The sequence below is a fragment of the Daejeonella sp. JGW-45 genome, assembly GCF_029360805.1.
GTDB lineage: Bacteria > Bacteroidota > Bacteroidia > Sphingobacteriales > Sphingobacteriaceae > Daejeonella.
The window spans coordinates 470,275-492,375 of record NZ_JARKNC010000010.1 but is presented as its reverse complement, the minus strand read 5'-3'; the positions used below and the strand labels follow the sequence as shown (position 1 = coordinate 492,375).

Sequence of the window (22,101 nt, the reverse complement as noted above, 5' to 3'; positions counted from 1 at the left end):
AATATTACGTTTAATTTGATTAAATTTTTTTTTAGCAGCAGTCAGGAATTGCTTTATACGAGTTTATAAAATCCCCGAAGTTGTTCTCCAGTAATTTCCATGTGTCAGGATTAATGCAATAGCACACGCTTACACCTTCAATTTTACCCTGGATCAATCCAACACTTTTTAATTCCTTAAGGTGCTGAGATATTGTCGCCTGGGCTAATCCAAGTTCGCCGACTAGGTCGCCGCATATACAGGTATTAGCAAGAATGATGCGCTGAAGTATGGCAACCCTGGCGGGATGTCCCAGAGCTTTAAAAAGCAGAGCGAGCTTATTTTGCTCTTCTGTAAATATTTCAGTCTTCGTTAGTCCCATTTCATTGCAATATTACGATGAATAATTAATAGTGCAAATTTTTATTTATTATCTTTAAACTCTTCTGCGATCAAAAGATGTTTTAACGGAGATGGAATTTCGCTGCAATCAGATAATTATTACGAAACTCAGGTAGTTACCTTAGGGTTAAAGGACAAATTTTAGATTGGTCTTAAGATTAATTCTCTTTATATGTCCTCTAAATTTTGCTTTTTAAGTAAAGCAGACCTTACTGCCCTTGTAACTATCATATTCCGGCTCATACACAAAATAACCAAATTGAATCATTTCCTTCATACATCTATGGTAGGTACTGATTGCTGCGATCTTACTCAATCTCATTACTTCCTTCCTCGATATTTTAAATCGGCCAGGATATTTTTGATTTTGCCAACAGGTAAGCAATGCCATATAAATACTAAGGTGCGATGTATTTACCCTGTTATCTGAGGTAATTCTCTGTATGTACCCTGTCAATTGGAATAAATGAACGTTGTTCATTACAGGCTATTTATTATCAAGGAGTCGAACGATATCCTCGTGTTTATAAAACATAATGCTTCCCACTTTGGTAAAGGGGAGCGTTCCGTTAATCCTAAGAGTTTGCAAAGTGCCGGGAGAAATTTTGAGCATTTTTCTTACATCCTTACTTCTCAGCCACTGTTTAGTTTCAGACTGTTCGGTTTTTATAATTGATCTGATTTCCTCTATCAATTCATTTTTGAACTGTTGCAGATCTTCCTTAGATATAATTTCTATTTGAATCATGGGTGCATGTTTTATGACTCAAAATTCCTGGTCTGTTGTATAAGGCATTCCCAATCTGGAAAAGTTGGTAATGTTTTTTTCAGCCTGTGAAACAAAAAAGCTTATCGCCAAACCGGCAATAAGCTTTTAAATTATAACAATTAACGATCAAGCGACTGCAAGCTTCTTCTTCAAGGCTTTCATATCGTTGCTGACCTTAGTATTAACAACCTTTGCATAATGCTGCGTTGTTTGTAGATCTAAATGCCCAAGCATTTTGCTTACACTTTCAATAGGAACTCGGTTGCTCAAGGTTACCGTTGTTGCAAAAGTATGTCTGGAAAGGTGAAAAGTAAGATTCAACAAACCTGTTTGTATACAGGAATATAAATCTGCCACTCGGTAGTGATGAATGAAAGGCATACACGCCACAATGCCCGTTCGTATGAAGTGAGTAATATAAAGTATCTTCTTTCGGTCTATACGGTCAGCAAGAACACCTGCAAAAGGAGAAAAAATAATAATCGATTACCCAAAGTGATAGTGCAGAAGATATAATAATTAGCGCAAAGAACAATCTTTACCAAACCTGGTAGGAAATTAGAGCCAACCCAGGTAAGGGCATCCCTAAAAGACTGACCGCTTGTGCAAAACATAATTTTGAAAACACTCGATTATTCAGTGCCTTAAACGGTACTGTCAATTCATCTATAATTTTCCTTATCTTCATTTCGTAGTAACCATTAACTTTATTCTGTTTCTTCCGAGTTTTTTTAATGCAGACAGGATAGCATGCCATTTAAAATTGCTAATAGTTATTAAATCTTAAATTTATTTTTTGTTTAAACCAAGTTAATACATCCCTTAAAAGGTATTGTGTCTATTAACCCAATTAACCTTTTCCTGAACAGGTTTTCTTTTGGAGGGTGAAATCAATGGTTTAGCTACATAACCAATATAAAAGAACCCTAATAGCTTATCTTTTTCGTCCAGATGAAAATGTGGTTTAGCCTCTTTGAAATAAGTAATGCCTGCGGTAGTCCAGTAAGAGCCTAGCCCGTAAGCCGTAACCGTTAAGAACATATTCTGGACAGCACAAGCCACGGCTTCTATTTCCTCTATTTCAGGAAGTTTATTCGTCTCATTCCTTTTCATACCAATAGCTATAATATGAGACGACATTAGTGGATAATCAATTAGTTTTTTATGCCTATCTTCATTGAAAAGATCTCCCGAATATTGCTTATAAATTGCAGCTTGCAGTTCTCCAAAGTACAGTAATCCCTCACCTGTAAATACAGTAAATCTCCAGGGTTCGGTCTGTTTATGATTTGGGGCACGATTAGCATTCTCCAGAATTTGCCAGATGACCTCATCAGGTATCTGTTTTCCTTTTTCATATTGATAAGGATAAATACTACGCCTGTGCAGCATGATTTTATTTAATTCTTCAACATTATATTTTTCTTTCATTATGTATTCCGTATTTTTTTTTTCAACTTAATCATAGAGAAGAAATATCAGCCATTATCATTAAGCCTTACAGATATTGCATTACTATGTGCAGGTAATTCTTCGGCCTTTGCCATTTCTTTTACAATTGGGCCTATATTTTTTAAGCCTTCAATAGTTAATTCCTGAAAGGTTACTTTCTTGATAAAACTATCTAATGATACTCCGCTATATGCAATCGCTGATCCATTTGTTGGCAGTGTATGGTTTGTGCCAGAGGCATAATCGCCCACGGAAACCGGAGTATGATGTCCTATAAATACTGAGCCAGCGTTTTCAATCTTTTCTGAAATATCTCTTGCGTTTTGGGTAGCGATGATCAAATGTTCAGGTGCATATAGATTACTGAAAGCAATTCCTTTATTCATGTCTTTAACCAAGATCAATCTAAAATTCTTAATTGAAGCTTGAACTATTTCAGATCTTGAATTAGTCTCAATTTGCTTTTTTAAGTGAATTTGGACTTTATCAAGTAAATCTTTCGATGTGGTTACTAACAGACAATGGCTATCCTTACCATGTTCTGCCTGGGCGAGCAGATCACTTGCAACATATACAGGGTTGGCGGTATGGTCTGCAAGTATTAAAACCTCGGAAGGGCCTGCAAACAAATCAATGGCTACCCCATCCTTATTCACTAATTGTTTTGCAACTGCTACATATTGATTACCTGGCCCAAAAATTTTAAAAACCTGTGGGACTGTCTCAGTACCGTATGTCATTGCTGCAATCGCCTGGGCTCCGCCTATTTTAAAAATTCGATGAACACCTGAAAGTTCTGCTGCGTAAATTATGGCAGGATGTATGGTTTGGTCTTTTTGCGGCGGTGTGCATATTACTATTTCAGAACACCCCGCAACCTTTGCTGGAACAGCCAACATTAAAACTGTTGAAAACAGGGGAGCCGTGCCACCTGGAACATAAAGTCCTACTTTTTGAATAGGTAACGATTTTCTCCAGCAATAAACTCCGGGCATCGTTTCCATCTCCAGCGTTGGATTGCGTTGTGCTTCATGGAATTTTTGAATGTTTTCTTTCGCTTGCTTTATAGCTGCTTTTAAATCATCACTTAACAGTTGCGAGCACTGAAGTTTTTCGTCTGGTGTTACTTCCAGCGTATTGAGCAATACACCGTCATGCTCATGAGTATAATTGTGAATAGCTGAATCCTTTTCGTGTTTTACTGCATTTAATATAGGCTGAACTATCTGCTCCACTTCAATAGTGTTTTTCCCTGGCCTTAATATGAGCCGCTTTATTTCATCAGGTGTTATATTACGATATACTTGCATGAGCCTGTTAAATTAATCAGAATATTTCAAAGAAAAACTTATTATGTGTTTACCATTATGCAGTTTAGTAGCATTAGAATTACCTCAATAATCTCAATCCGCTTAGTATTACTAATACCGTACTTCCTTCATGCCCAACTACTCCTTCTGGTAAATTAACCACTCCTCCAATAAAATTCAAGGTCACCAGCGTAAGCACCACAGCGATTGCAAAAACTATATTTGTTTTACAACCTTGTTGGTACGCTTTCCTAATGAAATTGCAAATGGGATATTTTCTATATTGTCTGCCATCAAAATTATATCTGCGGTTTCCATTGCCACATCCGTTCCCCCGCTACCCATTGCTATGCCAACCGAAGCGGTTGCTAAAGCTGGTGCATCATTAACACCATCACCCACCATTGCTACCTTGCCATATTTACTTTCTAACTTCTTAACGGCTTCTACTTTTTGTTCGGGTAAAAGCTCGGCATATACTTCGTCAATTCCGGCTTGTTTACCTACTGCCTTGCCTGTGATTTCGCTGTCTCCCGTTAATAAAGCTACTTTTATACCCATCGCTTTTAATTCATCCACCACTTTTTTTGCCTGTGGACGAATGGTATCCTGAATAGAAAGTAAGCCGATTAGTTGTTCGTCTGCTGCAACGAAAATCACAGTCTTTCCTTGCTTTTCCAGCTCTTCAATCTTTTGTAAATGCTCTTTTCCAATTGTTACATCTTTCAGCATCTCAAGCTTGCCTATTTTATACGCTACACCATTTAAAGACCCATGAACTCCCAAACCATGTATGGCCTGTAATTCCTTTGGCCTTTCTAATAAAACACCTTTTTCATTAGCAGCCTGTACAATTGCTTTTGCAATGGGATGTTGGGAAAGCGTTTCAATGGATGCTGCCACACGCAGCAGTTCCATTTCCGTAAGATTTTTTAAGGCAATAATGTCCACTACCTTCGGTTTACCACTGGTAAGTGTTCCGGTTTTATCAAAGGCGACCACTTTCACACCGCTCACATTTTCAAGATGAACACCTCCTTTGAATAAAACTCCTTTTCTTGCTGCATTGGATATGGCTGATAAAAAAGCAGGCATAATTGAAGATACCAGTGCACATGGGGAAGCAACTACCAGAAAAATCATGGCCCTGTAAATCGTTTCGCTCCAAGTCCAGTTTATTAAGAATGGAGGCAAGACCATTAGTAATATTGCAACCGCCACTACGATTTTGGCATAAACACCCTCAAACCGTTCTACAAAAAGCTGTGTGGGTGGTTTTTCATTCTGTGCCTCTTGAACAAGGTGAATAATCTTTGCCAACATGGTCTCTTCAGCTGGTTTGGATACTTCGATTTGTAAAGCTCCCTGCCCATTAATAGTTCCCGAAAAAACTTCATCATCTTTTTTTTTGTCCACTGGTATGGCTTCGCCCGTGATGGAAGCCTGATTGATAGCAGAGTAGCCATCCACAATAACGCCATCGGCGGCAATCCTATCACCAGGTCGAACTACAATAATATCTCCCTTTTTTAGATCTTCTACTTTTACCTTTTTCTCTGTGCCACCCAACAGCAATACGGCTTCTTCAGGGAGCAGTTTCATAATAGATTGAATAGCTTTATTTGTCCTCTCCATTGTGTATCCTTCCAAAGCCCCACTTAATGAGAATATGAAAATTAGAATAGCGCCATCCATCCAATAGCCAATAGAAGCGGCACCTATTGCAGCTACGACCATTAATAAATCCACATCTAGATCTTTTTCTTTAAAGAGGGTTTCCAATCCTTCCCTGGCTTTTTGATATCCCCCAACAAGGTAGGCGAAAATATATAGTGTAATTTCTAACACTCTCATTTCATTTTTTCCCGCCCACCAGGCAAGGCCAATAAACAAAAGGCATAAGCCGGTAACGATAGCCGCTCCATGTCTTTCCCATGCTCCGAAAGACAATCCGTTGTCAGGCTTTGATAAAATCACAGTATTCATAACTCCTTATTATTATTTGATAGAATATATTTTTTAATAACATTTCCTAAATCCTTTTCCGAAAACCACAGGTCATCGGGATGCAGGTGTAAAACAGGCGCATTTTTACACCTATCACTACAATCCATTTTTTCAATATCAACACGGTCTATAAGCCTATATTTTTTTAAGTAATTCTGTAAAATTTTACCTTTCTTCTTCTTACAATTAGCCCCGTCACACTGATAAAAAATATGTTTGTTGTTTTCGATACTGCCCATGCTTCTTCACAATCAATTGAATTTCAAAGATCAAGTTATATAAGCAAATCTTACAGGTAAAAACTCGGCATTTTTCGGTAAGTTTATTGGATGAAATCAATACAGCTTTATAAGGATGTGGAAGTAACTGTTAAGGAAATTAATTCAAATACTTCCGGGCTACACAAGCACCATTTCTTTGAATTGATATATGTACTTCACGGATCTGGTGTTCATAATATAAATGATAATCACTACGAATTTTCTACTGGGGATGTATTTCTGTTGACGCCTGAAGATGCACATACCTTTGAAATTTCTACTCCTACGAAGTTTTGTATTATTGATTTTACGGAAAGCTTTTTCTCTAAAAGTGCGAATAGGCTGGAGGAAAAAATGGACGTAAGTGAGTTCTTTAAAAGATTAGAATACATATTTCACAATCATCATAATGTTAAAGGCAACCTGATTGCAATCGAGGATAGAAATATATTTGAAGTTCTTATAGATCAGTTAATGACGGAGAAAGAGCATGAACAGTCATTTGGAAATATCATTACACAAAATATCGTTTTTTTACTCCTTCACCTTATTGCAAGGAACATCCAAAGGAATATTATCATTTACTCCAAAGAAGAAAATCCAAAGAATAAAGTTCATGATATTACCGCTTACATTCAGCAAAATATTTATGATAAGGAATTAATTAAGCTTGAAAACATTGCAACGCACTTTAACAAATCAGCAGATCATTTGAGCCGCTACTTTAAGCTTCAAACAGGCAGTACAATTAAAGATTTTATTACACAGTATAAGCTGGACTTAATAAAAACCCGTCTGAAGTTCAGTGATCTAACTATATCCCAAATAGCTGATGAGATGAATTTTACTGATGAAAGCCATTTAAACAAAATGTTTAAAGGGATATTCGGCCAAACTGCTAAACAATTTAAAAAAGAACAAAATAGCGATGCTAAGCACATATAACCCCTCTCCTGTCGGCACGGGGTGGTCGAGATTATCCTCCACCAACCTGCAAATGTTTTATCTCGTTCAATTTATCTTCCGACAGCATCTGGTAGCTTACGAATTGCCAACTTCATCGGAATTTCCATCTTTGCTGGATTCCTCGATTCTATCCGAGGTTACCACAAAGCCAACGGCAGATTTTCCTATAGCTAAATAAGAGACTGTTTTACCTTGCTTTTGCTTTGCTCTGACCTACTTTTCCAAATCAAGGCTAATTTTAAGCAAAATGAGCTTATTGCCGGGAGGCAATAAGCTCTACAAATCAGGGTAATTTAACGATCAGGCAACTGCAAGCTTCTTCTTCAGAGCTTCCATATCGTTGCTGACCTTAGTATTAACCACCTTCGCATAATGCTGTGTGGTTTTCAGGTCTAAATGCCCAAGCATTTTGCTCACACTTTCAATAGGAACCCCGTTGCTCAAGGTTACCGTTGTTGCAAAAGTATGTCTGGAAAGGTGAAAAGTAAGATTCTGAGTTATGTCACACATATCCGCAATTTCTTTGAGGTAGCTGTTCATTTTCTGGTTGCTTAAAACCGGAAGTACATGTTCAGAACACAAAGGATGTTTTTTATACTTATTGATAATATTGATGGCTGGCTTTAATAGTGGTATACTGGAATTGGTCTCTGTTTTTTTTCTGCTGGTGAATACCCAATTACCGCCATCTACACCCATCATGATTTCGCTCCTTTTTAGCTTTTTTACATCGGCATACGAGAGACCTGTATAGCAACAGAAGACAAAAATATCTCTCACGCGATCTATGCGTTCCACCCTGATCTCTTTATTGACGATCCGATCCAATTGTACCTGGTGCAGGAATTCCCTCTCTTTTGCTTTCGCATTATTGGTGTATTGAGAGAAAGGATTTTCCTTAAGGAGCTTAGGCTTAATGCAATAGTTATTGACAACCTTTTTAAAGTTTTTGATATACTTTTTTGCAGAAACCGGCGCAAGGCTAAAGAATGTTTTCAGATGATGCTCGAAGCCTTTAATAAAATTATAGTCCAGTGCATCAATGCAAATATCACTCACTTTGTATTTCGCAATCAGATAGGAAGTCAGATGCCCGAATGTGGTTTTGTAGCCCTTTAGCGTGTTATCCTCGTACTCATTTCCGATCAGCTCTTCCATTTGTTTATTGTGAAGGGTGAACAGTTCCATCAGCATCGGCTTTTTTTCTTCCTTTCCCAAAAATTTGTTTTTAAGGCTTGTGGAGGTGATCTCCTTACGGTCCTTAGTGAGCAAGGTGTGCGCTTCTTCGACTTTCTTATCCAGTTCGTCCAGATAGCTGTTTAATAATTTGGTGCTCTCTTTGTTTCCGCTCTCTCGATTAGATTTGCTGCACCAGCGGTGAGGCTCACATTCGCGACCGGTTGATATTTCTTTGCCTGGGGCATTAACAGTTATCCTCATATAGATCGGGATCGGACCAGTTGTGTAATTTTTCGGCTTCTTCAGGTAGAAGAGCAGACTGTAATTTGTTTCCATAAAACAAGCTTAAATTGTGAACAAAATTAAGCTTGCAGCTACCGGCCTGTCAAGATGTTTTATTATGAAACATCCTATTATACAGTTAGTTATGAGTTTTCCAGTGAGTAAAGTTTTCCGTTTTGTTGACTCACTGAATTACTCACTGCTTTAATGCGATTTAGTGCATAAAATGGTGATTTGGAGGCAACAAAAAAGGCTGCAAATCATTGATTTACAGCCTTTTGATACGTTTTGACATTAATGTCTGTAGCCCGTAGGGGAATCGAACCGTCTCCTACTATTCTGAAAGTCAATAAGTTGTAAAACGAATTTTTGGCCTGCTCACCAAATGTTCACCAAAAAGCAGTTTCAGGGCTGCAAATGGTAGAATAAAGATAACTAAAGCTTATCAAAATAGCTAATTTTTTGAGCAAATTAGATGGGTGTTATGTCGATATTCCCTATCTTTATTTAAGACAAAACATGGCAAAAACCTATAAATTTATTTCTGTACTTCTCTCAGAGATTGACAAGGAACAAGGCAATTATCCAATTCAATATCTAGTCCCATATGGCCCTGAACATCCGAACGAATCTGCTGCCGAGAAATGGTTAGAAGATAATGCAGAAACTGATAAGAAGTATATTTTAATTCCCATTTACAGCTTTCAATAATGGCACATGCATTTATATCTTATAGTCACTCTGACGAATATATTATCAGTCGTCTTCATACTCACATGAGCCAGTTAAAACGGGAAGGTTTACTTACGTCGTGGTTTGACGGTGAGATAAGAGCAGGTGACCCGTTAGATGAAAATGTTGCTAATGAATTAAATAAAGCAGATATTTTCCTTGCTATTATTAGTCCGGACTATCTTAGCTCTCCTTATTGTTATGATATTGAGTTTCAAGAAGCTTTGAGTCGTTTTGCTGCTGGTCAAGTCAAAATAGTACCAATTATTGCACAGCCTTGCGATTGGAAGCCATCTCCCTTTGGAAAATTTAAAGCGATCCCTAAGGATGGTAAGCCAATTAGCGAATGGACTAATGAAAATAATGCATTTTTAAATATTATTGATGAATTAAGAAAGTTGGTTTCTCCACAACGTGAGGTCCGAATTAAATCATCCAATGTAGCAACAGGGAAATCTCAAGCTGTTTATAAGGTAAAACGGGATTTTGATCCTGTGGATCTTCTGAATTTCCGTGATGATTCGTTTGAGACTATACATAATTACTTTTTAGATTCCATAGAAGAAATAAACGGGGTAAATGAAATCAAAGCGCGTTTTGCCCATGATATGCCGAAACAATATTTCACTTGTGTGATTACTAACCGAGCGAAGATTGGTACTACCGGTTATATTAGTATCGGCATCCAGGGTAATAACCATTTCGGAAGAGATGGCATTACATATGCGCTTGCAGACCAACTTAACCAAAATATCTACGGCAATAATTTCGTCATTGACCATAATGACTATGAACTTTTTTGGACCAAACAGGATATGATGTCTTATGATCGAAATAAGAAGCAACTCGACGCTACTGCAATAGCAAAATTACTGTGGGAAGAGTTTATTGAACAAGTAGGAATAACTTATTAAAGGCTAAATATTTTTATAAATTCCAGTAAATAGAATACCGATCGGGTATAAAACTTATATTATTTTAATAATTAACCCCGATAGGGTATAATTAAATATATTTTATTAATTTTGTACCCTAAAGGGTATAAATTATGCTTTCCGATTACTTAAAGAAAAAGCGAAAAGTTTTCAATTTTACACAGGAAGATCTGGCAGTAAAGGCCGGTGTGGGTCTTCGCTTTGTCAGAGAACTGGAGCAAGGAAAAACTACACTCCGCATGGATAAGGTTAACCAGGTATTAGCTTTATTCGGCGCCGAATTAGGCGTTGTGCAAAAATCAAAAGATCGTGAGTAAAAAAGGATCAGTTTTCTACCAGGAGCATCTTGCTGGCGTTATAGAAGAAACAGACGAAGGGTACGAATTCACATATGCTACAGAGTACCTGCAAACTAAAAGCGCTAAGCCAGTTAGCCTAACCCTGCCGCTTACTTCCGAAAAGTATACCAGTAAAGTTTTATTTGCTTTTTTTGATGGTCTGATCCCGGAAGGCTGGTTGCTCGACCTGGCTACTGAGCATTGGAAGGTTAAGCATAATGACCGGTTTGAATTGCTGCTACTCGCCTGTAGAGATACGATCGGGGCAGTAACTATTATTCCTGAAAAAGATTAGATTATGGCAAATTGTTGGTTTTGTTATCAGGATTCGGGAGATAAGGAATATCATGAAAGATGTTCCAAAAGATTCTTCGGAACAGCCATCCCTCCTAAATTGGAATTAGATAATCAGCTATTACGAGATCTAGCTGATCAAACAATAAATGAAAGGATTGCTATTACAGGCGTACAGCCAAAGCTTTCGGTAACCTTAGAAAAAAGCAAGGAAAACAACCGTCTGACGATTGTAGGTTTGTGGGGGGAATATATTTTAAAACCGCAACACGAACGTTTTCCAATGATGCCGGAAACTGAAGATCTCACAATGCATCTGGCTTCCTTATTCAGAATACAGGTTTGTGAGCACACGCTACTCAGGGCTTCAGACGGCAGCCTGACTTATCTGGCAAAGCGTTTTGACCGGATTAAGGGAAAAAAGATTCACATGGAAGATTTCTGCCAACTTTCAGAATTTTTAACGGAAAGCAAATACAAGGGTTCATATGAAAAAATAGGAAAGCTTATCTTGAAATATTGTACGAATACAGGACTGGATGCATTAAATTATTTCGAACTTGTTTTGTTTTCATATCTCACTGGCAACAACGATATGCATCTTAAAAATTTTGCAGTGCTGCATCAGGACAGCGGCATCTATTTAAGCCCTGCTTTTGATCTGCTGAATGTGAACCTGGTGAACCCCGCCGATGATGAGGAATTAGCGTTGACATTAAACGGGAAAAAGAAAAAATTGAGGCTTAAGGATTTTATAATTCTGGGAACCAGCCTTCAAATTCCAGAAAGAGCTATCGAAAATAGCTTTAAAAAGTTTACATCAGGAAATAAGGAAGTGGATTTATTTATTAATTCTTCATTTTTATCTCAGGAGCAAAAAGAACTGTATCAGAAAATATGGTTGGAAAAACAGGCCATATTTTCATGATCAAGGATTCTAATCACTTTTTGGGAGCCCGTTGCCTAACTTTCAACCCGGCGTCCTGTATCTTACGTCCCAGTTCATCATCTGCTCCGAGCTTTAAAAAATCCTTTTCCAGTCCCAATACAAATAGCACCTGGAAATAAGCACCCATCGCCACTGAAGGCACTCCTTTTTCAATTTGCCAGAGGGTTGCTCTGCTGATGCCAGCCCGCTCTGCTATCTGGCTGGCACTAAATTTCCTTCTTAGCCTTGCCAGCTTAATATTTTCGCCCAGGCCATTTAGGATTCTTTGACCTTTCGGCAGAAGAATGATCGTTTGCTTTACTAATGTTTAATATAAAAAACAAATTAATATAAAATGTTTGATATATAAAACATTAAGTAGATGTACTTGAGATACTTTAGGCTTAACTTTGCTTCGAAACCTTAATCGAAAAAATTCCTTGTTTTTGTGGTTATAATAGAAAAAATTCTAAGATTAGCTCTTAGCTTACCTCAATAAAAGAAAAAATTCCATGAAATTCTAATTCGTTTAATAGCGAAGCAACACTATCTATTTAAACAGAAACGCCTTCCAATTCGTTTAACGATTATGCCATTGAAACCTATCTATTTCAAGCTTAGAGGCCGCTTTGACTTCTCTCCTCACCCTTATGAGATAGGAAGACCTGTATTCCGTAATGTAGCACTGGAGGATAATTTCTTTTTATTAAAGATCTATGAGCTTAATGAATCAAAATATTCCGCTTTTTATCAGTTTCAGCTTGAACATTTCTTAAAAAGAAATCCAGGTCAGGAAAAAGCGTTTTTCAACCATGTGGAAGATATTGTCATTAACAGGATCAGGCATTTTAAGCGGCAAGATCCCTTTTCCTCGAACTACGCTTTTAATATGGAGTGCTCACGAAAGCTTCAGGCCTTTCAGCAGTTCCTTGCCACTATCGATCAGTGGCATCAGCACAAACCTCTGGAATCCGTTATCTCGGAAAAAGATGAGCAAATTCTAGAGTTGAAAGCCCAGATCGATGCTCTTGAAGCTAAATTAAAGGACTTACAGCAGTACGAAACATCAGAGAAGGTACGCATTGTGGAAGGCAAGCTGCCTACGATTATTGACTTGTTCCGGCAGCTGCAGGAACTAACACTGCCTGATGATAGAAAGCTGGTACGCTCACAGACACAAAGTCCCTGGTATAAGATGCTGGCAAAGTATTTCAATCACGGGGAAAGCGAAATTCCAATCAACACGGCAAGAAACTATTTCCCCGCTCAAAAGGATGTTAAGCTTATTAAAGGGTCGGAAGTACAGCAAGAGGACAAGCTTTTTAAGATCGTAGAAAACAAAAACAGCAAGAAATAACCACACTTATCAATCAGGTCATTTCCTATCGGTTAACATTAATCATTTGCACCAAGGTCGGCTGATCTGCCGGACACTGGTTCGCTTCGCCAAAGTAGTATAAAAAAAATGGGTATCCGCTCAGGCGGAGCCTCCGCATTTTTTTTATCTCCACTTTGCCATAAGTCCGTCATCCAGCCATTCAGAGCGCCATAATTAATTTTTAACTTAAAATCTAAGATTATGGGTACGCTAAAGGATCAAATCAGACTTTTCCAGGTTACTGAAATTACAGTAAGCTATCATCCTAAATTTAAGGCAAGTGAAAGGCCACAAATATCCAGCTCAAAAGACGTATATGCCTGTTTTTCATCCAGCTGGGATAGAAATCGTATTGAAATGGTAGAGCAGTTCAAGATTATGCTGTTAAACAGGGCAAATAAACTACTTGGAATCTTTGAAGTTTCTACCGGAGGCGTTTCAGGTACCGTAGCTGATCCCAAGATCATATTTGGTACGGCTCTTAAAGGTAATGCAAGCAGTATTATCCTGGCTCACAATCATCCTTCAGGAAATTTGAAGCCAAGTGTAGCTGACAGGCAGTTAACAGCTAAGATAGCGCAGGCGGCTACTTATTTAGATATAGCTGTTCTGGATCATCTTATATTAACGTCAGAAGAATATTTCTCTTTTGCAGATGAGGGTTTAATGTAATCCTCCTCCTGTTTGATTATTACGCATGACCAAACACCCCCGTTGGTCATTCATCTGTTCCCTTCCTGCCACACCTTTGTCCTGTCATCTAACACAGGAGGAATTATGAATGTAGAATTAATCACCAGGGAAGACCTGCTTCAATTCAAAGCTGAACTAATGCAGGAATTAAAACAGGTATTACACCAGCCTACACAACAAGCCAAACAATGGATGAAGAGCGCAGATGTGCGAAAGCTCTTAAATATCTCGCCCGGCACCTTACAGAATCTTCGGATTAACGGCACACTTCGGTTTACCAAGATCGGGGGCATTTTCTATTACAAGGCTCAGGACATCACTAAAATTCTGGAAGGCAATGGAACAGTTTAATCTCTTATCCGGCTGCCTGGGCAAAGCTGCTCACGACAGCCGGTTGCTGCCTACACACATTAGCCTTTATATGGCTATGCTGTCTACATGGGAACGAAGCAGGTTCAGTATCCCTTTCCGGATCACCAGAAAAGAATTAATGCGTTTAAGCAAGCTTGCTTCGACAGCCACTTATCACAAATGTTTAAAGGATCTGGTTAGTTACGGCTATGTCACTTATGAGCCATCCTATAATCATTACAAGGGAAGCCAGGTCTTTTTAAAAGGCTTTTAAATTATCCAATCATGAAGAGCACTGTCTTTGGTTTTGTGCAGGGAGCAAGTTTGTGTTTTTGTTCCACAAAAACCCTTCCGGCGGTAGCCGGAACCAACTTGCCTTTTGCTCCCGATGGTCGCAAAAGGGGACACTTAAAAAGTGGCGATGGAAGAGACTACAGAAGATAAGCGTAAAGGCGGCAGACCTCGTAAAAAGGTCAGGCGGTCCAACGACATCCGGGTGAGGCTAACGGATATGGAGCGTTTCCTAATCGAGGAGAAAGCCAAAGAAGCGGGTATGCGTCCCAGCGCTTGGTTCCGGCAGGCAGCCAAGCGCGCAAAGATCGTTTCCAGGTTGACACCCGATGACCTGCGCATCCTGCGGATGCTGGCTGGGGCGGCAAATAACCTGAACCAGATCACACATATGGCTCATAGGGAAGGTTTACTGGCTGTACAGAAGCGATGCAGGGAGATCCTGTCCGAAATTGACGAAACCCTTAAATACCTAAACAGCGATGATCGGAAAAGTTAAAACCGGAAAAAGCTTCGGCGGATGCGTCCGTTACAACCTGGAAAGAGATCAGGCAACGATCCTGTATGCCGATGGAATCAGAACAGATAGCGTACCACATATCATACAGGATTTTAACATGCAGCGCAAGATAAACCTGGAGCTTGGTCAGGCTGTCGGACATATTGTATTAAGCTGGAGCGCGGAAGACAAGGGTAAGTTGAATCCGGGCCTGATGGCAGATCGGGCGAAGGAATACCTTGAGAAAATGAAGATTGCCAACACCCAATGTTTAGTCGTACAGCATACCGACCGGGAGCATCCGCATATCCATATCATCTATAACCGGGTAGATAACCAGGCAAAAACTATATCCGATCAGTTTCAATGGAAACGAAATGCAGAAGTATGCAAACAGCTTACTTTAAAGCACAGCTATCATATCGCTAAAGGCAAAGAACGAGTGAACCGCCCACGGCTCACCGGCGCTGACAAGATCCGCTATGAGTTGTATGATATGATCAGCAAAGCCATACCACAATCAAAGAGTTGGCGAGAACTGGAAAGCGCACTGAAGAAACAGGATATAGGCCTGGAATACAAGTTTAAAAGCGGGAGTACCGAAGTCCAGGGAGTATCCTTTATTAAAGGAGAGGCAAAATTTAAGGGTTCAGCCATTGACCGCAGCTTAAGCTACAGCAACCTGAACCGGCAGCTACAGCTAAACCAGTTAAAGGGTCAGCAGATTCCTGATCAGAAAAGGCATGAGACTCACATATCAGGTACAGAAGCAAGAGCTGGTTTATTATCCGCGCTGCTTAAGCCTTCAGAATACGAGGAGCCTGTAGACCGCCATTTACGTAAGCGAAAGAAACCAGAACACGATATTTCACAAGGGAGATCTTTATGAACAACAAACATGAACAACGCCTGGAAGAATTGGAGGAAGTTCTCCAGCGGACTTTAAACAAGGTGAAGGAACTGGAAAACCGGAAAATTGAGCTACCGACAATTCCGGATTATACCTTACAGTTCAGCGAGTTGAAAGAAGGTATTGCCCGGCATAACCTGGCCTACCCTGCTGTAAAGATCCAGACGCAGATTCTTGAGCTGCAAAAGAATATTGACGCTATACCTAAAAGAATACCCATACAGCATTATTATCATTTTACGGACAGGTCGAAAGGATCGATTATTGCCGGAATAATCCTTTTGATAAGCTGTGCACTTTCGGTTGGGATTGCTATAAGCCTTTGGAAGGAAAATAGGAAACTGAATGATAACTCGGTTAAATTCAGGATGATAAGACAAAGCTACCCAAATATTTCGCACTGGGCGGATACCATATATAATCACGATCCTAAAGCAATGGAACGGTTAACAAAGAGGTTAGAGGATGGGTACTAATTATCAATACAATTCAACATTACGGAAAAACCGACGGAGGCTCTCCTTTATTTTATTGATAAAGCCGACCGATTCCTTAGGCGAAGCTATAGAATTTATAAATCTCTTCCTGGTTTCTTCTGCCACTTTATGTTCTCCATATACTTCTATCCCAGTAGAATCTCCTTTTCCTACAATACTGAGAAAGAAACAATTCTCATGACAATTATTCGTAATAACATTCATTCTCCCAATTACAAAATGATGCATTTGCTGACCAACGTCTGCAATGCCTGATGGCTGGGTGAAGAGACTCAACATCTGCAAAACTTCGAGGGAGGCAAGATTAGAACTGAAGGCAAATACGTTCTCATGTGCATTGATAAAAGATGCTTTATCCAGTCCTTTTAAATAGGAAGGGTCATCTAACATACCAGATTGTTCTAAGGTAGCGTTTTCCGCTTTGTATTGACCAAGGCATTCCAAGCAGGGACGTTTATATCCCACGGTCTGCACTTTCCAGTCAGCTCCGGCTAAAGCCGTATTGTTCCTGTTTGTACGAACTAGGATACCGCCATCAATCACCGGTACCAAGTGCGCATAGGCAATGAAGTTGATCACCTGCCTTGGCCACGGACGGTCTACACAGCTGAACAGGATATCACAATCAAGTGCGGCGTAGTAGCCCTCTTTCTCACAAATGCTGTAGGGACATGCCTCTACGGTGACCCGGGGAGCTGTGGCGCTTCGTAGAATGGCTTCTCTAATCACTTCCACTTTTTGCCGGCCGATGTGGTCTTTAAACACATTGGTCAGCCGGTCAAGGTTCTTTTCTTCCACGAGGTCGAAGTCGATCAGTACGAAGTTCGAAATACCTGTACGGGCCAGAATTTCGGCCACGATGCTGCCGACACTTCCAAGACCGACAATGCCGATCTTTAGCCGGGACAGGTCTTCCTGAGTTGCTGAGCCCCAGGCAGAGATCGTGCGCAGCTGCTTCTCTTTATCGAAGGTGGGCTTTAGCAGGGCATCATTGAAGGTAATGCTCAGCCCTTTACCCAGCACTTTCACGCTCTGACACCAGTATCGCTCAAATTTCCGTTTTTGTGCCTGATCTTTTAACCAAAAACGGGCACTCCAGGCTCCGTCAGTCCCAGCAGTTAATCCCAGAAGAGGCAGATCGGTCGCTCCCATTACGGTAGGAGCCATCCTGGTTTCGGCTACTATATCATCCTGGCTCATTCCCTGCCATCCCGGTACAGGGTGTGAATGCAGAAACGCCAGGCCTGCTTTTTTCTTCCGGGCGACCTGCAAGGCTCTTTCAAAGTATGCCGGCATGAACCCCACATTGCCATGTACAACCCGGTCACCTTCCAATGGCAGGATCAGCTCGGCTACGATTGCCCCGCTGCGGATATTGCCGTTGCTTGGCGCATAGATGGCGAAACACAGGTCTTCCTGTCCATCCTCCCGCAGAAGGTGATCCAGGAGCTGCTGGTTAACGTTGTCTGTGATAGTTACTGTAAATTGTTTCATGGAATAGTGTGTAAAAGGTGGCGAATGTGAGACATGTAGGTTTTGACGGTCTTATCGGTCTCGTTCCATCGAGCGAACGGACGGCTCCAGTATTCCCATTCGGGTCCTATTGCACTGTCGTGAATGGCACCAAAGGGATGTTGCCCTCCACCACCTGTTTTTGGCAGAAGCAGCGGCTTAAAGTGCGGACCTCCGGGAGCATTCATCGGAAATGGAACATTCAGCTGGAAAGCCAGCTCCACCTTCTGCCCGATGAATCTTCCGACTGTGATCTCGTAGTCGAATGCTACGAAATCATGCGCAAGCTCCCGGGCAGTATATCCGAGAGCCTGCAGCTGACTAATGAACTCTGTTTTTGCGTTGCTCATGATACAGGAGTTTCACCTTTGAAAATGGCTGAAAACTTCATGGCCGGACATTTCATCCGGATCGGCTTTTCCGGGGTCTGCTCATAAGATGTCTGGCTGCCATCGGGGTTGATCTGCACAAGGTAATACTCCGCTAACGGGGTATGCCCTGAGTCGGCCAGGATCTGGTTTGGAGTCATTTCCTGAGCCTCAGTCGTCTCGGGGTCGGAATCCACTAAATAGTGATACACCATCGGTGGCTTGGTAATGAAGTGTTCAACCCCGCCTTCTGCGAGATTCTCTTCCTGGTGCGGACGAATCAACTCAAAATCGCAGCCTTTGAGCTTCAGGTACAAGCTGAAGCATTCTACAGGACTCTTTTGCGCTTTCTGCAATACTTCTTCCCGAGTAACGATCGCGTGGTCGAACACGTAATCTTCTCCGTCAATCCTTACTTTGTACCTTTTACCTACAGGGACTTGTTTGTCTGACCTGGTGTAGGCTTCCAGATCAATGATCTCGGCTTCATTGGCCGGATTGTTCTTGTCTGTCATTGTTATATAAATTTAAAATGTGTTCGAAATGGGCTGATTGCAATCCGCTGTGGCTTTTCGGCAAACCCGGTCTTCGGGTTAGCCAGTGGAGAAAATGGTATAAAAGAAAAAGGCCACATAGAATTGCTTTCTAGTGACCTATTCCGAGCATCTGCCGAAAGTTCGACAGAGGAAAGAAGAAATTTATTTATTCAACTAAAAGAAGCTTGCAAGGGGAGGGATCCATGGCAACCAATAGCGGACGTGTTAAACTTGGTGTGGAAACAACAGCCTGACCCGGTGCCAGACTTGGCAAACGATTCCAAAGGTTGTCATCCACACCTCCTATAGATCTTTTCAGCCGGCTGATTACTGCTGCATCGTTTATTTTATGCAAAATAAAGCTATTAATCAATCCCAACACTTCATCCGGTAGATGTTGTGGCAGTTGTGTCACGAAAACCAACCCTAACCATCTTTTCCTTCCTCTGCGGGCTATTCGTGCTACCTGCTCAAACAGATTTGACATTTTTGCAATTCGCTCACGTGAGAGGAATTCATGCGCTTCTTCTATTATGATCGAGACGGGGGTTGGATTTCTCTTTTCTTCAATTGCTTTTTCGTATGCTTCCTCTTGTGCCCGTTGTACTCCTCGCAATAGTGTTGCGATCACAATATTGTTGACAATACTGGAGTCCGAATCATGCAAGTCTATTATAGATACAACACCAGGTTTTATTAATTCCTCAAATGGGATTTCATACGCCCCATTCTGATCAAAAACTTTTGTTCTATCCAGCTGCCACAATTTACCTAGTAAGGCTTTCCAACTGCTATCATTGTCGGTACTCTTAGCCACTGTTTCGATTATAACATCAATCTTAGGGTTTCTCCCGTCTTCCTTCATGAAGGACGTTCTGATAATAGACGAGGTGTCTTTAGCAACCTGATTTAATATCAGGCCTGCTACATCTATGAGCAGTGTGAGAGTGAGTTCCGGATATCCAGTTTCTAGCTCGTCAATTTCCAAGGACTCTCTTTCCTGTCCCTTCTTTGGATATATCTGCAATTCTTTCAGGATTTTTTTTGCAGCATCATATGCTTTGAAAAACCTCCCAAACTGTGCCTCTGTAAGTCCCATTATATCCACTGCTGCGTATGGTGAAAGTCGCGAAAATTTAATTGTGAACGATGCAATTGCAGTGGGTTTTTCTGCCCGTGTGTCTCTACCTATGAGGCTAAATACTTTAATATTTTTGATTCCCTGGTTAGCAATTTCCCGCTTCTCAAGAATTTTCTTCATGTTGGCGTTCTCAGCTGGACGATCCACTTGGGTGTATTCACCTTCTGTATCGATAACAATTGTGGCTACGTTCTTTTGTTGGAATTGAGCCATCAATCCTGATACCGTAGTTGATTTTCCGCCACCTGTTGTACCTAAGATGCCTATATGGCGAGGAAGAACCGTCTTTTTATCTGATGGTATCTGGACTTCTATATTATCATGTCCGATAGCCATACCCATAGTTATGCCTGGATCAGCCGCCACATTCAGTGCCGCTCCTGTTTCATCATTGCTAAGCACAAAGACTGGGCTATTGGGTAAAGGACGAAACTTTGGAGGTACAACTGCCCCATCCTTCAACTCTCCGATTAATTCGACATAGACTTTGCCGTGAAAATTCGGCATAAAAATAGCCCCATGAATCGTAGTAGTAATGATCATCGGAGCATCTGCCTTAATACCATCAGGCTCGTGAAAAGGACCAGCTACGACTATCCCACGATATTTCCTTCCATCACCACCATTTTGATCTGTTCGACTCCTGATCTCGACCAGAGAATGTGCTCCTATGGTTCTTACGTTCTGCTTTGGCAGAAGTACGGTGATCAAATTATCCTGGCTACTGGATGAATCAAACATTGTCATTCCAGCAGCACCTACACAATTGGGATCGTCTTTCCATTCTCCTCCATTTGCATCAATCTCCCGCTGTAGAATTTCATCGCGGCTTGGCTGATCATCAGTTTTTATATGCTCGTTCTCGTTCATCGGATAGGTATCTTATATGTTATTATTCCCTCGAAGGTTGACATCTGCTTTTGCGTGTGCCTGATCTATGGATGCAACAAAGTCATTCTTACCAAATGCCGTCTGGCAAAGGTTGTCTGCTAAGTCCAGAAGCATAGGCGATCCTTTATGCAATTGTAACGCACCGTCTGCCATCGCAATCAAGGCGGCCGTCTGTACGTGATCCACGTGGCAATAGAATATTTGGGGTTGTGAGTATTGAGAAACCCGGTATACTCCATATGCAATCTTTGCCCCCACTTCTTTTGCGAATTTTTCATAGGATTGCCTGAATTCACCTCTCGTGCCACCGAGCTCTACCATTTGTGTCAGGTTGTCTTCCATCGTATCTATTACCAGAAACTCATATGGATTCAGCGCATTTCCGAATGTCCATAGCAATTGATTCCGAGAACTGTTCTGCACATAAACGAAGCGTTGATGGCTGAGTATCATCTTTTGCATCAAGGCGATTGATTTATCCTTCATCTCAGGCCTGCTAGCCCAAAAGCCTGTCATCATCTCATAAGGCGTAGGAGAGCCTGCGCCAAGTAGCCAGTTGGACTCAGATTTATCTAGCAAAATTGCACATTCTGCATACGTTTTTATACCCCGAATAGCCAATGTGCTCATTCCGGATTTGTCACTACTACTTTGTCGTTTTTCAATAAGATTTAATGCCTCTTTTATCGGATCATCACTCTTATAGCGCAAATCCCTTCTGAAGAGCCGGTGTGAATAGCTTCCATGCTGCCCCTGATAGGTTACCAGGCATACGCCAATTTGAGTAATTGATATGGGCACTGAATTGTATACCGCACTAACACTTCCACAGGCAGTAACCGCACCGTTGAAGAGAAATCCTCTGTGGATTTTCTGGATGATATCTATGTCAATGTCTGAATGCAAACCTGCGTGTGGGACGCGGGCCTTTTCCTTAATCCGAACGAATATATCATCACGTAAGGTTTTGTGGTGCTTTAATTCATCCTTTTTCGAAGAAAGAATTTCACTCTCGATCAAAGGATAGAGCTCTGCGAGATTTTCTCCCACTCTCCACGTATCGATGTCTATGGTATCGGAAAAATTCTCTCCATAGGCTTTTTTGAAGTCGTCTAACGATGCTGTTTCGTCTGGGTTTATTGTTTCTTCTTCCTCAGCCATGAGCAATATTATTGTTATGCCACTCTATTCCGTCAACTTT

General features: G+C 40.7%; 26 protein-coding genes and 1 pseudogene. 13 read left to right on the top strand and 14 right to left on the bottom strand.

Going from position 1 to position 22,101, the window contains the following annotated elements; genetic code table 11:
* Window positions 1-31: 31 nt before the first annotated feature.
* The 7 genes and pseudogenes from P2W76_RS15770 to P2W76_RS15740 all read right to left on the bottom strand — a co-directional run bounded on the left by P2W76_RS15770 (window position 32) and on the right by P2W76_RS15740 (window position 6,158).
* Window positions 32-361 carry a metalloregulator ArsR/SmtB family transcription factor gene (locus P2W76_RS15770; RefSeq protein ID WP_276348858.1) on the bottom strand — a complete coding sequence of 110 codons (330 nt, stop codon included), beginning with the start codon at window positions 359-361 and terminating at the stop codon, window positions 32-34.
* A 507-nt stretch (window positions 362-868) separates the two neighbouring features.
* Entirely contained in the window at window positions 869-1,129 is a 261-nt protein-coding gene (locus P2W76_RS15765) for a helix-turn-helix domain-containing protein (protein ID WP_346429839.1), read from the bottom strand.
* A 147-nt stretch (window positions 1,130-1,276) separates the two neighbouring features.
* A pseudogene (locus P2W76_RS15760) lies at window positions 1,277-1,465 on the bottom strand (tyrosine-type recombinase/integrase); the annotation flags it as partial.
* 507 nt (window positions 1,466-1,972) lie between these two features.
* Window positions 1,973-2,581 carry a nitroreductase gene (locus tag P2W76_RS15755; RefSeq protein ID WP_276348857.1) on the bottom strand — a complete coding sequence of 203 codons (609 nt, stop codon included), beginning with the start codon at window positions 2,579-2,581 and terminating at the stop codon, window positions 1,973-1,975.
* A 47-nt stretch (window positions 2,582-2,628) separates the two neighbouring features.
* Window positions 2,629-3,912 carry a histidinol dehydrogenase gene (gene hisD, locus P2W76_RS15750; protein WP_276348856.1) on the bottom strand — a complete coding sequence of 428 codons (1,284 nt, stop codon included), beginning with the start codon at window positions 3,910-3,912 and terminating at the stop codon, window positions 2,629-2,631.
* Between the two features lie 216 nt (window positions 3,913-4,128).
* The gene (locus P2W76_RS15745; protein ID WP_276348855.1) at window positions 4,129-5,898 is read right to left on the bottom strand and encodes a heavy metal translocating P-type ATPase; all 1,770 of its coding nucleotides are present in this window, start codon (window positions 5,896-5,898) and stop codon (window positions 4,129-4,131) included.
* Window positions 5,895-6,158, bottom strand: coding sequence for a (2Fe-2S) ferredoxin domain-containing protein (locus tag P2W76_RS15740; RefSeq protein WP_276348854.1), 264 nt, complete (start codon window positions 6,156-6,158; stop codon window positions 5,895-5,897). The genes P2W76_RS15745 and P2W76_RS15740 overlap by 4 nt, the downstream gene beginning before the upstream one ends.
* A gap of 90 nt (window positions 6,159-6,248) precedes the next feature.
* On the opposite strand from P2W76_RS15740, the gene P2W76_RS15735 reads away from it, so the two are divergent.
* The gene (locus P2W76_RS15735; protein ID WP_276348853.1) at window positions 6,249-7,124 is read left to right on the top strand and encodes an AraC family transcriptional regulator; all 876 of its coding nucleotides are present in this window, start codon (window positions 6,249-6,251) and stop codon (window positions 7,122-7,124) included.
* A gap of 321 nt (window positions 7,125-7,445) precedes the next feature.
* Here P2W76_RS15735 and P2W76_RS15730 read toward each other — a convergent pair whose 3' ends face one another.
* Complete coding sequence (locus tag P2W76_RS15730; RefSeq protein WP_276348852.1) at window positions 7,446-8,660, bottom strand: site-specific integrase; 1,215 nt, start codon at window positions 8,658-8,660, stop codon at window positions 7,446-7,448.
* Window positions 8,661-9,125: 465 nt separating this feature from the next.
* Between P2W76_RS15730 and P2W76_RS15725 the strand changes: the two genes are divergently transcribed.
* The 5 genes from P2W76_RS15725 (at window position 9,126) to P2W76_RS15705 (ending at window position 11,833) form a co-directional block, all read left to right on the top strand.
* On the top strand, window positions 9,126-9,317 hold the full coding sequence (locus P2W76_RS15725; protein WP_276348851.1) for a hypothetical protein: 192 nt from the start codon (window positions 9,126-9,128) through the stop codon (window positions 9,315-9,317).
* On the top strand, window positions 9,317-10,252 hold the full coding sequence (locus tag P2W76_RS15720) for a toll/interleukin-1 receptor domain-containing protein (protein ID WP_276348850.1): 936 nt from the start codon (window positions 9,317-9,319) through the stop codon (window positions 10,250-10,252). The genes P2W76_RS15725 and P2W76_RS15720 overlap by 1 nt, the downstream gene beginning before the upstream one ends.
* 134 nt (window positions 10,253-10,386) lie before the next feature.
* Window positions 10,387-10,590, top strand: coding sequence for a helix-turn-helix transcriptional regulator (locus P2W76_RS15715; protein ID WP_276348849.1), 204 nt, complete (start codon window positions 10,387-10,389; stop codon window positions 10,588-10,590).
* A complete protein-coding gene (locus tag P2W76_RS15710) occupies window positions 10,583-10,906 on the top strand; it encodes a HipA N-terminal domain-containing protein (protein WP_276348848.1) in 324 nt (107 codons plus the stop codon). Before P2W76_RS15715 ends, P2W76_RS15710 begins: the two co-directional genes overlap by 8 nt.
* Before the next feature lie 99 nt (window positions 10,907-11,005).
* Window positions 11,006-11,833, top strand: a complete 828-nt coding sequence (locus P2W76_RS15705) for a HipA domain-containing protein (protein ID WP_276348847.1) — start codon at window positions 11,006-11,008, stop codon at window positions 11,831-11,833.
* Between the two features lie 13 nt (window positions 11,834-11,846).
* Here P2W76_RS15705 and P2W76_RS15700 read toward each other — a convergent pair whose 3' ends face one another.
* Window positions 11,847-12,092: a helix-turn-helix transcriptional regulator gene (locus P2W76_RS15700; RefSeq protein WP_346429842.1), complete on the bottom strand. Its 246-nt coding sequence runs from the start codon at window positions 12,090-12,092 to the stop codon at window positions 11,847-11,849.
* 330 nt (window positions 12,093-12,422) lie between these two features.
* Between P2W76_RS15700 and P2W76_RS15695 the strand changes: the two genes are divergently transcribed.
* The 7 genes from P2W76_RS15695 (at window position 12,423) to P2W76_RS15665 (ending at window position 16,431) form a co-directional block, all read left to right on the top strand.
* On the top strand, window positions 12,423-13,190 hold the full coding sequence (locus tag P2W76_RS15695) for a hypothetical protein (protein WP_276348846.1): 768 nt from the start codon (window positions 12,423-12,425) through the stop codon (window positions 13,188-13,190).
* A 222-nt stretch (window positions 13,191-13,412) separates the two neighbouring features.
* Window positions 13,413-13,883, top strand: coding sequence for a JAB domain-containing protein (locus P2W76_RS15690; RefSeq protein ID WP_276348845.1), 471 nt, complete (start codon window positions 13,413-13,415; stop codon window positions 13,881-13,883).
* 105 nt (window positions 13,884-13,988) lie between these two features.
* Window positions 13,989-14,255, top strand: a complete 267-nt coding sequence (locus P2W76_RS15685; protein ID WP_276348844.1) for a helix-turn-helix domain-containing protein — start codon at window positions 13,989-13,991, stop codon at window positions 14,253-14,255.
* On the top strand, window positions 14,242-14,529 hold the full coding sequence (locus tag P2W76_RS15680; RefSeq protein ID WP_276348843.1) for a hypothetical protein: 288 nt from the start codon (window positions 14,242-14,244) through the stop codon (window positions 14,527-14,529). Before P2W76_RS15685 ends, P2W76_RS15680 begins: the two co-directional genes overlap by 14 nt.
* A gap of 147 nt (window positions 14,530-14,676) precedes the next feature.
* Window positions 14,677-15,045, top strand: coding sequence for a plasmid mobilization relaxosome protein MobC (mobC, locus tag P2W76_RS15675; protein WP_276348842.1), 369 nt, complete (start codon window positions 14,677-14,679; stop codon window positions 15,043-15,045).
* Window positions 15,029-15,934, top strand: coding sequence for a relaxase/mobilization nuclease domain-containing protein (locus tag P2W76_RS15670; protein ID WP_276348841.1), 906 nt, complete (start codon window positions 15,029-15,031; stop codon window positions 15,932-15,934). Before mobC ends, P2W76_RS15670 begins: the two co-directional genes overlap by 17 nt.
* A complete protein-coding gene (locus P2W76_RS15665) occupies window positions 15,931-16,431 on the top strand; it encodes a hypothetical protein (protein ID WP_276348840.1) in 501 nt (166 codons plus the stop codon). The genes P2W76_RS15670 and P2W76_RS15665 overlap by 4 nt, the downstream gene beginning before the upstream one ends.
* A 3-nt stretch (window positions 16,432-16,434) precedes the next feature.
* Here P2W76_RS15665 and P2W76_RS15660 read toward each other — a convergent pair whose 3' ends face one another.
* From P2W76_RS15660 to P2W76_RS15640, 5 genes are all read right to left on the bottom strand, one after another.
* The gene (locus tag P2W76_RS15660) at window positions 16,435-17,946 is read right to left on the bottom strand and encodes a ThiF family adenylyltransferase (protein WP_276348839.1); all 1,512 of its coding nucleotides are present in this window, start codon (window positions 17,944-17,946) and stop codon (window positions 16,435-16,437) included.
* Window positions 17,943-18,314 (bottom strand): hypothetical protein, encoded by a 372-nt coding sequence (locus P2W76_RS15655; RefSeq protein ID WP_276348838.1) that lies wholly within the window; start codon window positions 18,312-18,314, stop codon window positions 17,943-17,945. Before P2W76_RS15655 ends, P2W76_RS15660 begins: the two co-directional genes overlap by 4 nt.
* Window positions 18,311-18,847, bottom strand: a complete 537-nt coding sequence (locus tag P2W76_RS15650) for a multiubiquitin domain-containing protein (protein ID WP_276348837.1) — start codon at window positions 18,845-18,847, stop codon at window positions 18,311-18,313. The genes P2W76_RS15655 and P2W76_RS15650 overlap by 4 nt, the downstream gene beginning before the upstream one ends.
* Window positions 18,848-19,034: 187 nt before the next feature.
* The gene (locus tag P2W76_RS15645; RefSeq protein WP_276348836.1) at window positions 19,035-20,879 is read right to left on the bottom strand and encodes an ATP-binding protein; all 1,845 of its coding nucleotides are present in this window, start codon (window positions 20,877-20,879) and stop codon (window positions 19,035-19,037) included.
* A 12-nt stretch (window positions 20,880-20,891) separates the two neighbouring features.
* On the bottom strand, window positions 20,892-22,061 hold the full coding sequence (locus P2W76_RS15640) for a hypothetical protein (RefSeq protein ID WP_276348835.1): 1,170 nt from the start codon (window positions 22,059-22,061) through the stop codon (window positions 20,892-20,894).
* Window positions 22,062-22,101 lie beyond the last annotated feature (40 nt).

Bases quoted from the DNA above. Each gene is read 5' to 3' on its own strand.
- P2W76_RS15725 (WP_276348851.1), top strand. From the start codon at position 9,126: ATGGCAAAAACCTATAAATTTATTTCTGTACTTCTCTCAGAGATTGAC.
- P2W76_RS15745 (WP_276348855.1), bottom strand. From the start codon at position 5,898: ATGAATACTGTGATTTTATCAAAGCCTGACAACGGATTGTCTTTCGGA.
- hisD (WP_276348856.1), bottom strand. From the start codon at position 3,912: ATGCAAGTATATCGTAATATAACACCTGATGAAATAAAGCGGCTCATA.
- P2W76_RS15690 (WP_276348845.1), top strand. From the start codon at position 13,413: ATGGGTACGCTAAAGGATCAAATCAGACTTTTCCAGGTTACTGAAATT.
- P2W76_RS15645 (WP_276348836.1), bottom strand. From the start codon at position 20,879: ATGAACGAGAACGAGCATATAAAAACTGATGATCAGCCAAGCCGCGAT.
- P2W76_RS15765 (WP_346429839.1), bottom strand. From the start codon at position 1,129: ATGATTCAAATAGAAATTATATCTAAGGAAGATCTGCAACAGTTCAAA.
- P2W76_RS15715 (WP_276348849.1), top strand. From the start codon at position 10,387: ATGCTTTCCGATTACTTAAAGAAAAAGCGAAAAGTTTTCAATTTTACA.
- P2W76_RS15665 (WP_276348840.1), top strand. From the start codon at position 15,931: ATGAACAACAAACATGAACAACGCCTGGAAGAATTGGAGGAAGTTCTC.
- mobC (WP_276348842.1), top strand. From the start codon at position 14,677: ATGGAAGAGACTACAGAAGATAAGCGTAAAGGCGGCAGACCTCGTAAA.
- P2W76_RS15735 (WP_276348853.1), top strand. From the start codon at position 6,249: ATGAAATCAATACAGCTTTATAAGGATGTGGAAGTAACTGTTAAGGAA.
- P2W76_RS15640 (WP_276348835.1), bottom strand. From the start codon at position 22,061: ATGGCTGAGGAAGAAGAAACAATAAACCCAGACGAAACAGCATCGTTA.
- P2W76_RS15730 (WP_276348852.1), bottom strand. From the start codon at position 8,660: ATGGAAACAAATTACAGTCTGCTCTTCTACCTGAAGAAGCCGAAAAAT.
- P2W76_RS15650 (WP_276348837.1), bottom strand. From the start codon at position 18,847: ATGACAGACAAGAACAATCCGGCCAATGAAGCCGAGATCATTGATCTG.
- P2W76_RS15720 (WP_276348850.1), top strand. From the start codon at position 9,317: ATGGCACATGCATTTATATCTTATAGTCACTCTGACGAATATATTATC.
- P2W76_RS15670 (WP_276348841.1), top strand. From the start codon at position 15,029: ATGATCGGAAAAGTTAAAACCGGAAAAAGCTTCGGCGGATGCGTCCGT.
- P2W76_RS15680 (WP_276348843.1), top strand. From the start codon at position 14,242: ATGGAACAGTTTAATCTCTTATCCGGCTGCCTGGGCAAAGCTGCTCAC.
- P2W76_RS15655 (WP_276348838.1), bottom strand. From the start codon at position 18,314: ATGAGCAACGCAAAAACAGAGTTCATTAGTCAGCTGCAGGCTCTCGGA.
- P2W76_RS15660 (WP_276348839.1), bottom strand. From the start codon at position 17,946: ATGAAACAATTTACAGTAACTATCACAGACAACGTTAACCAGCAGCTC.
- P2W76_RS15770 (WP_276348858.1), bottom strand. From the start codon at position 361: ATGGGACTAACGAAGACTGAAATATTTACAGAAGAGCAAAATAAGCTC.
- P2W76_RS15740 (WP_276348854.1), bottom strand. From the start codon at position 6,158: ATGGGCAGTATCGAAAACAACAAACATATTTTTTATCAGTGTGACGGG.
- P2W76_RS15695 (WP_276348846.1), top strand. From the start codon at position 12,423: ATGCCATTGAAACCTATCTATTTCAAGCTTAGAGGCCGCTTTGACTTC.
- P2W76_RS15755 (WP_276348857.1), bottom strand. From the start codon at position 2,581: ATGAAAGAAAAATATAATGTTGAAGAATTAAATAAAATCATGCTGCAC.
- P2W76_RS15685 (WP_276348844.1), top strand. From the start codon at position 13,989: ATGAATGTAGAATTAATCACCAGGGAAGACCTGCTTCAATTCAAAGCT.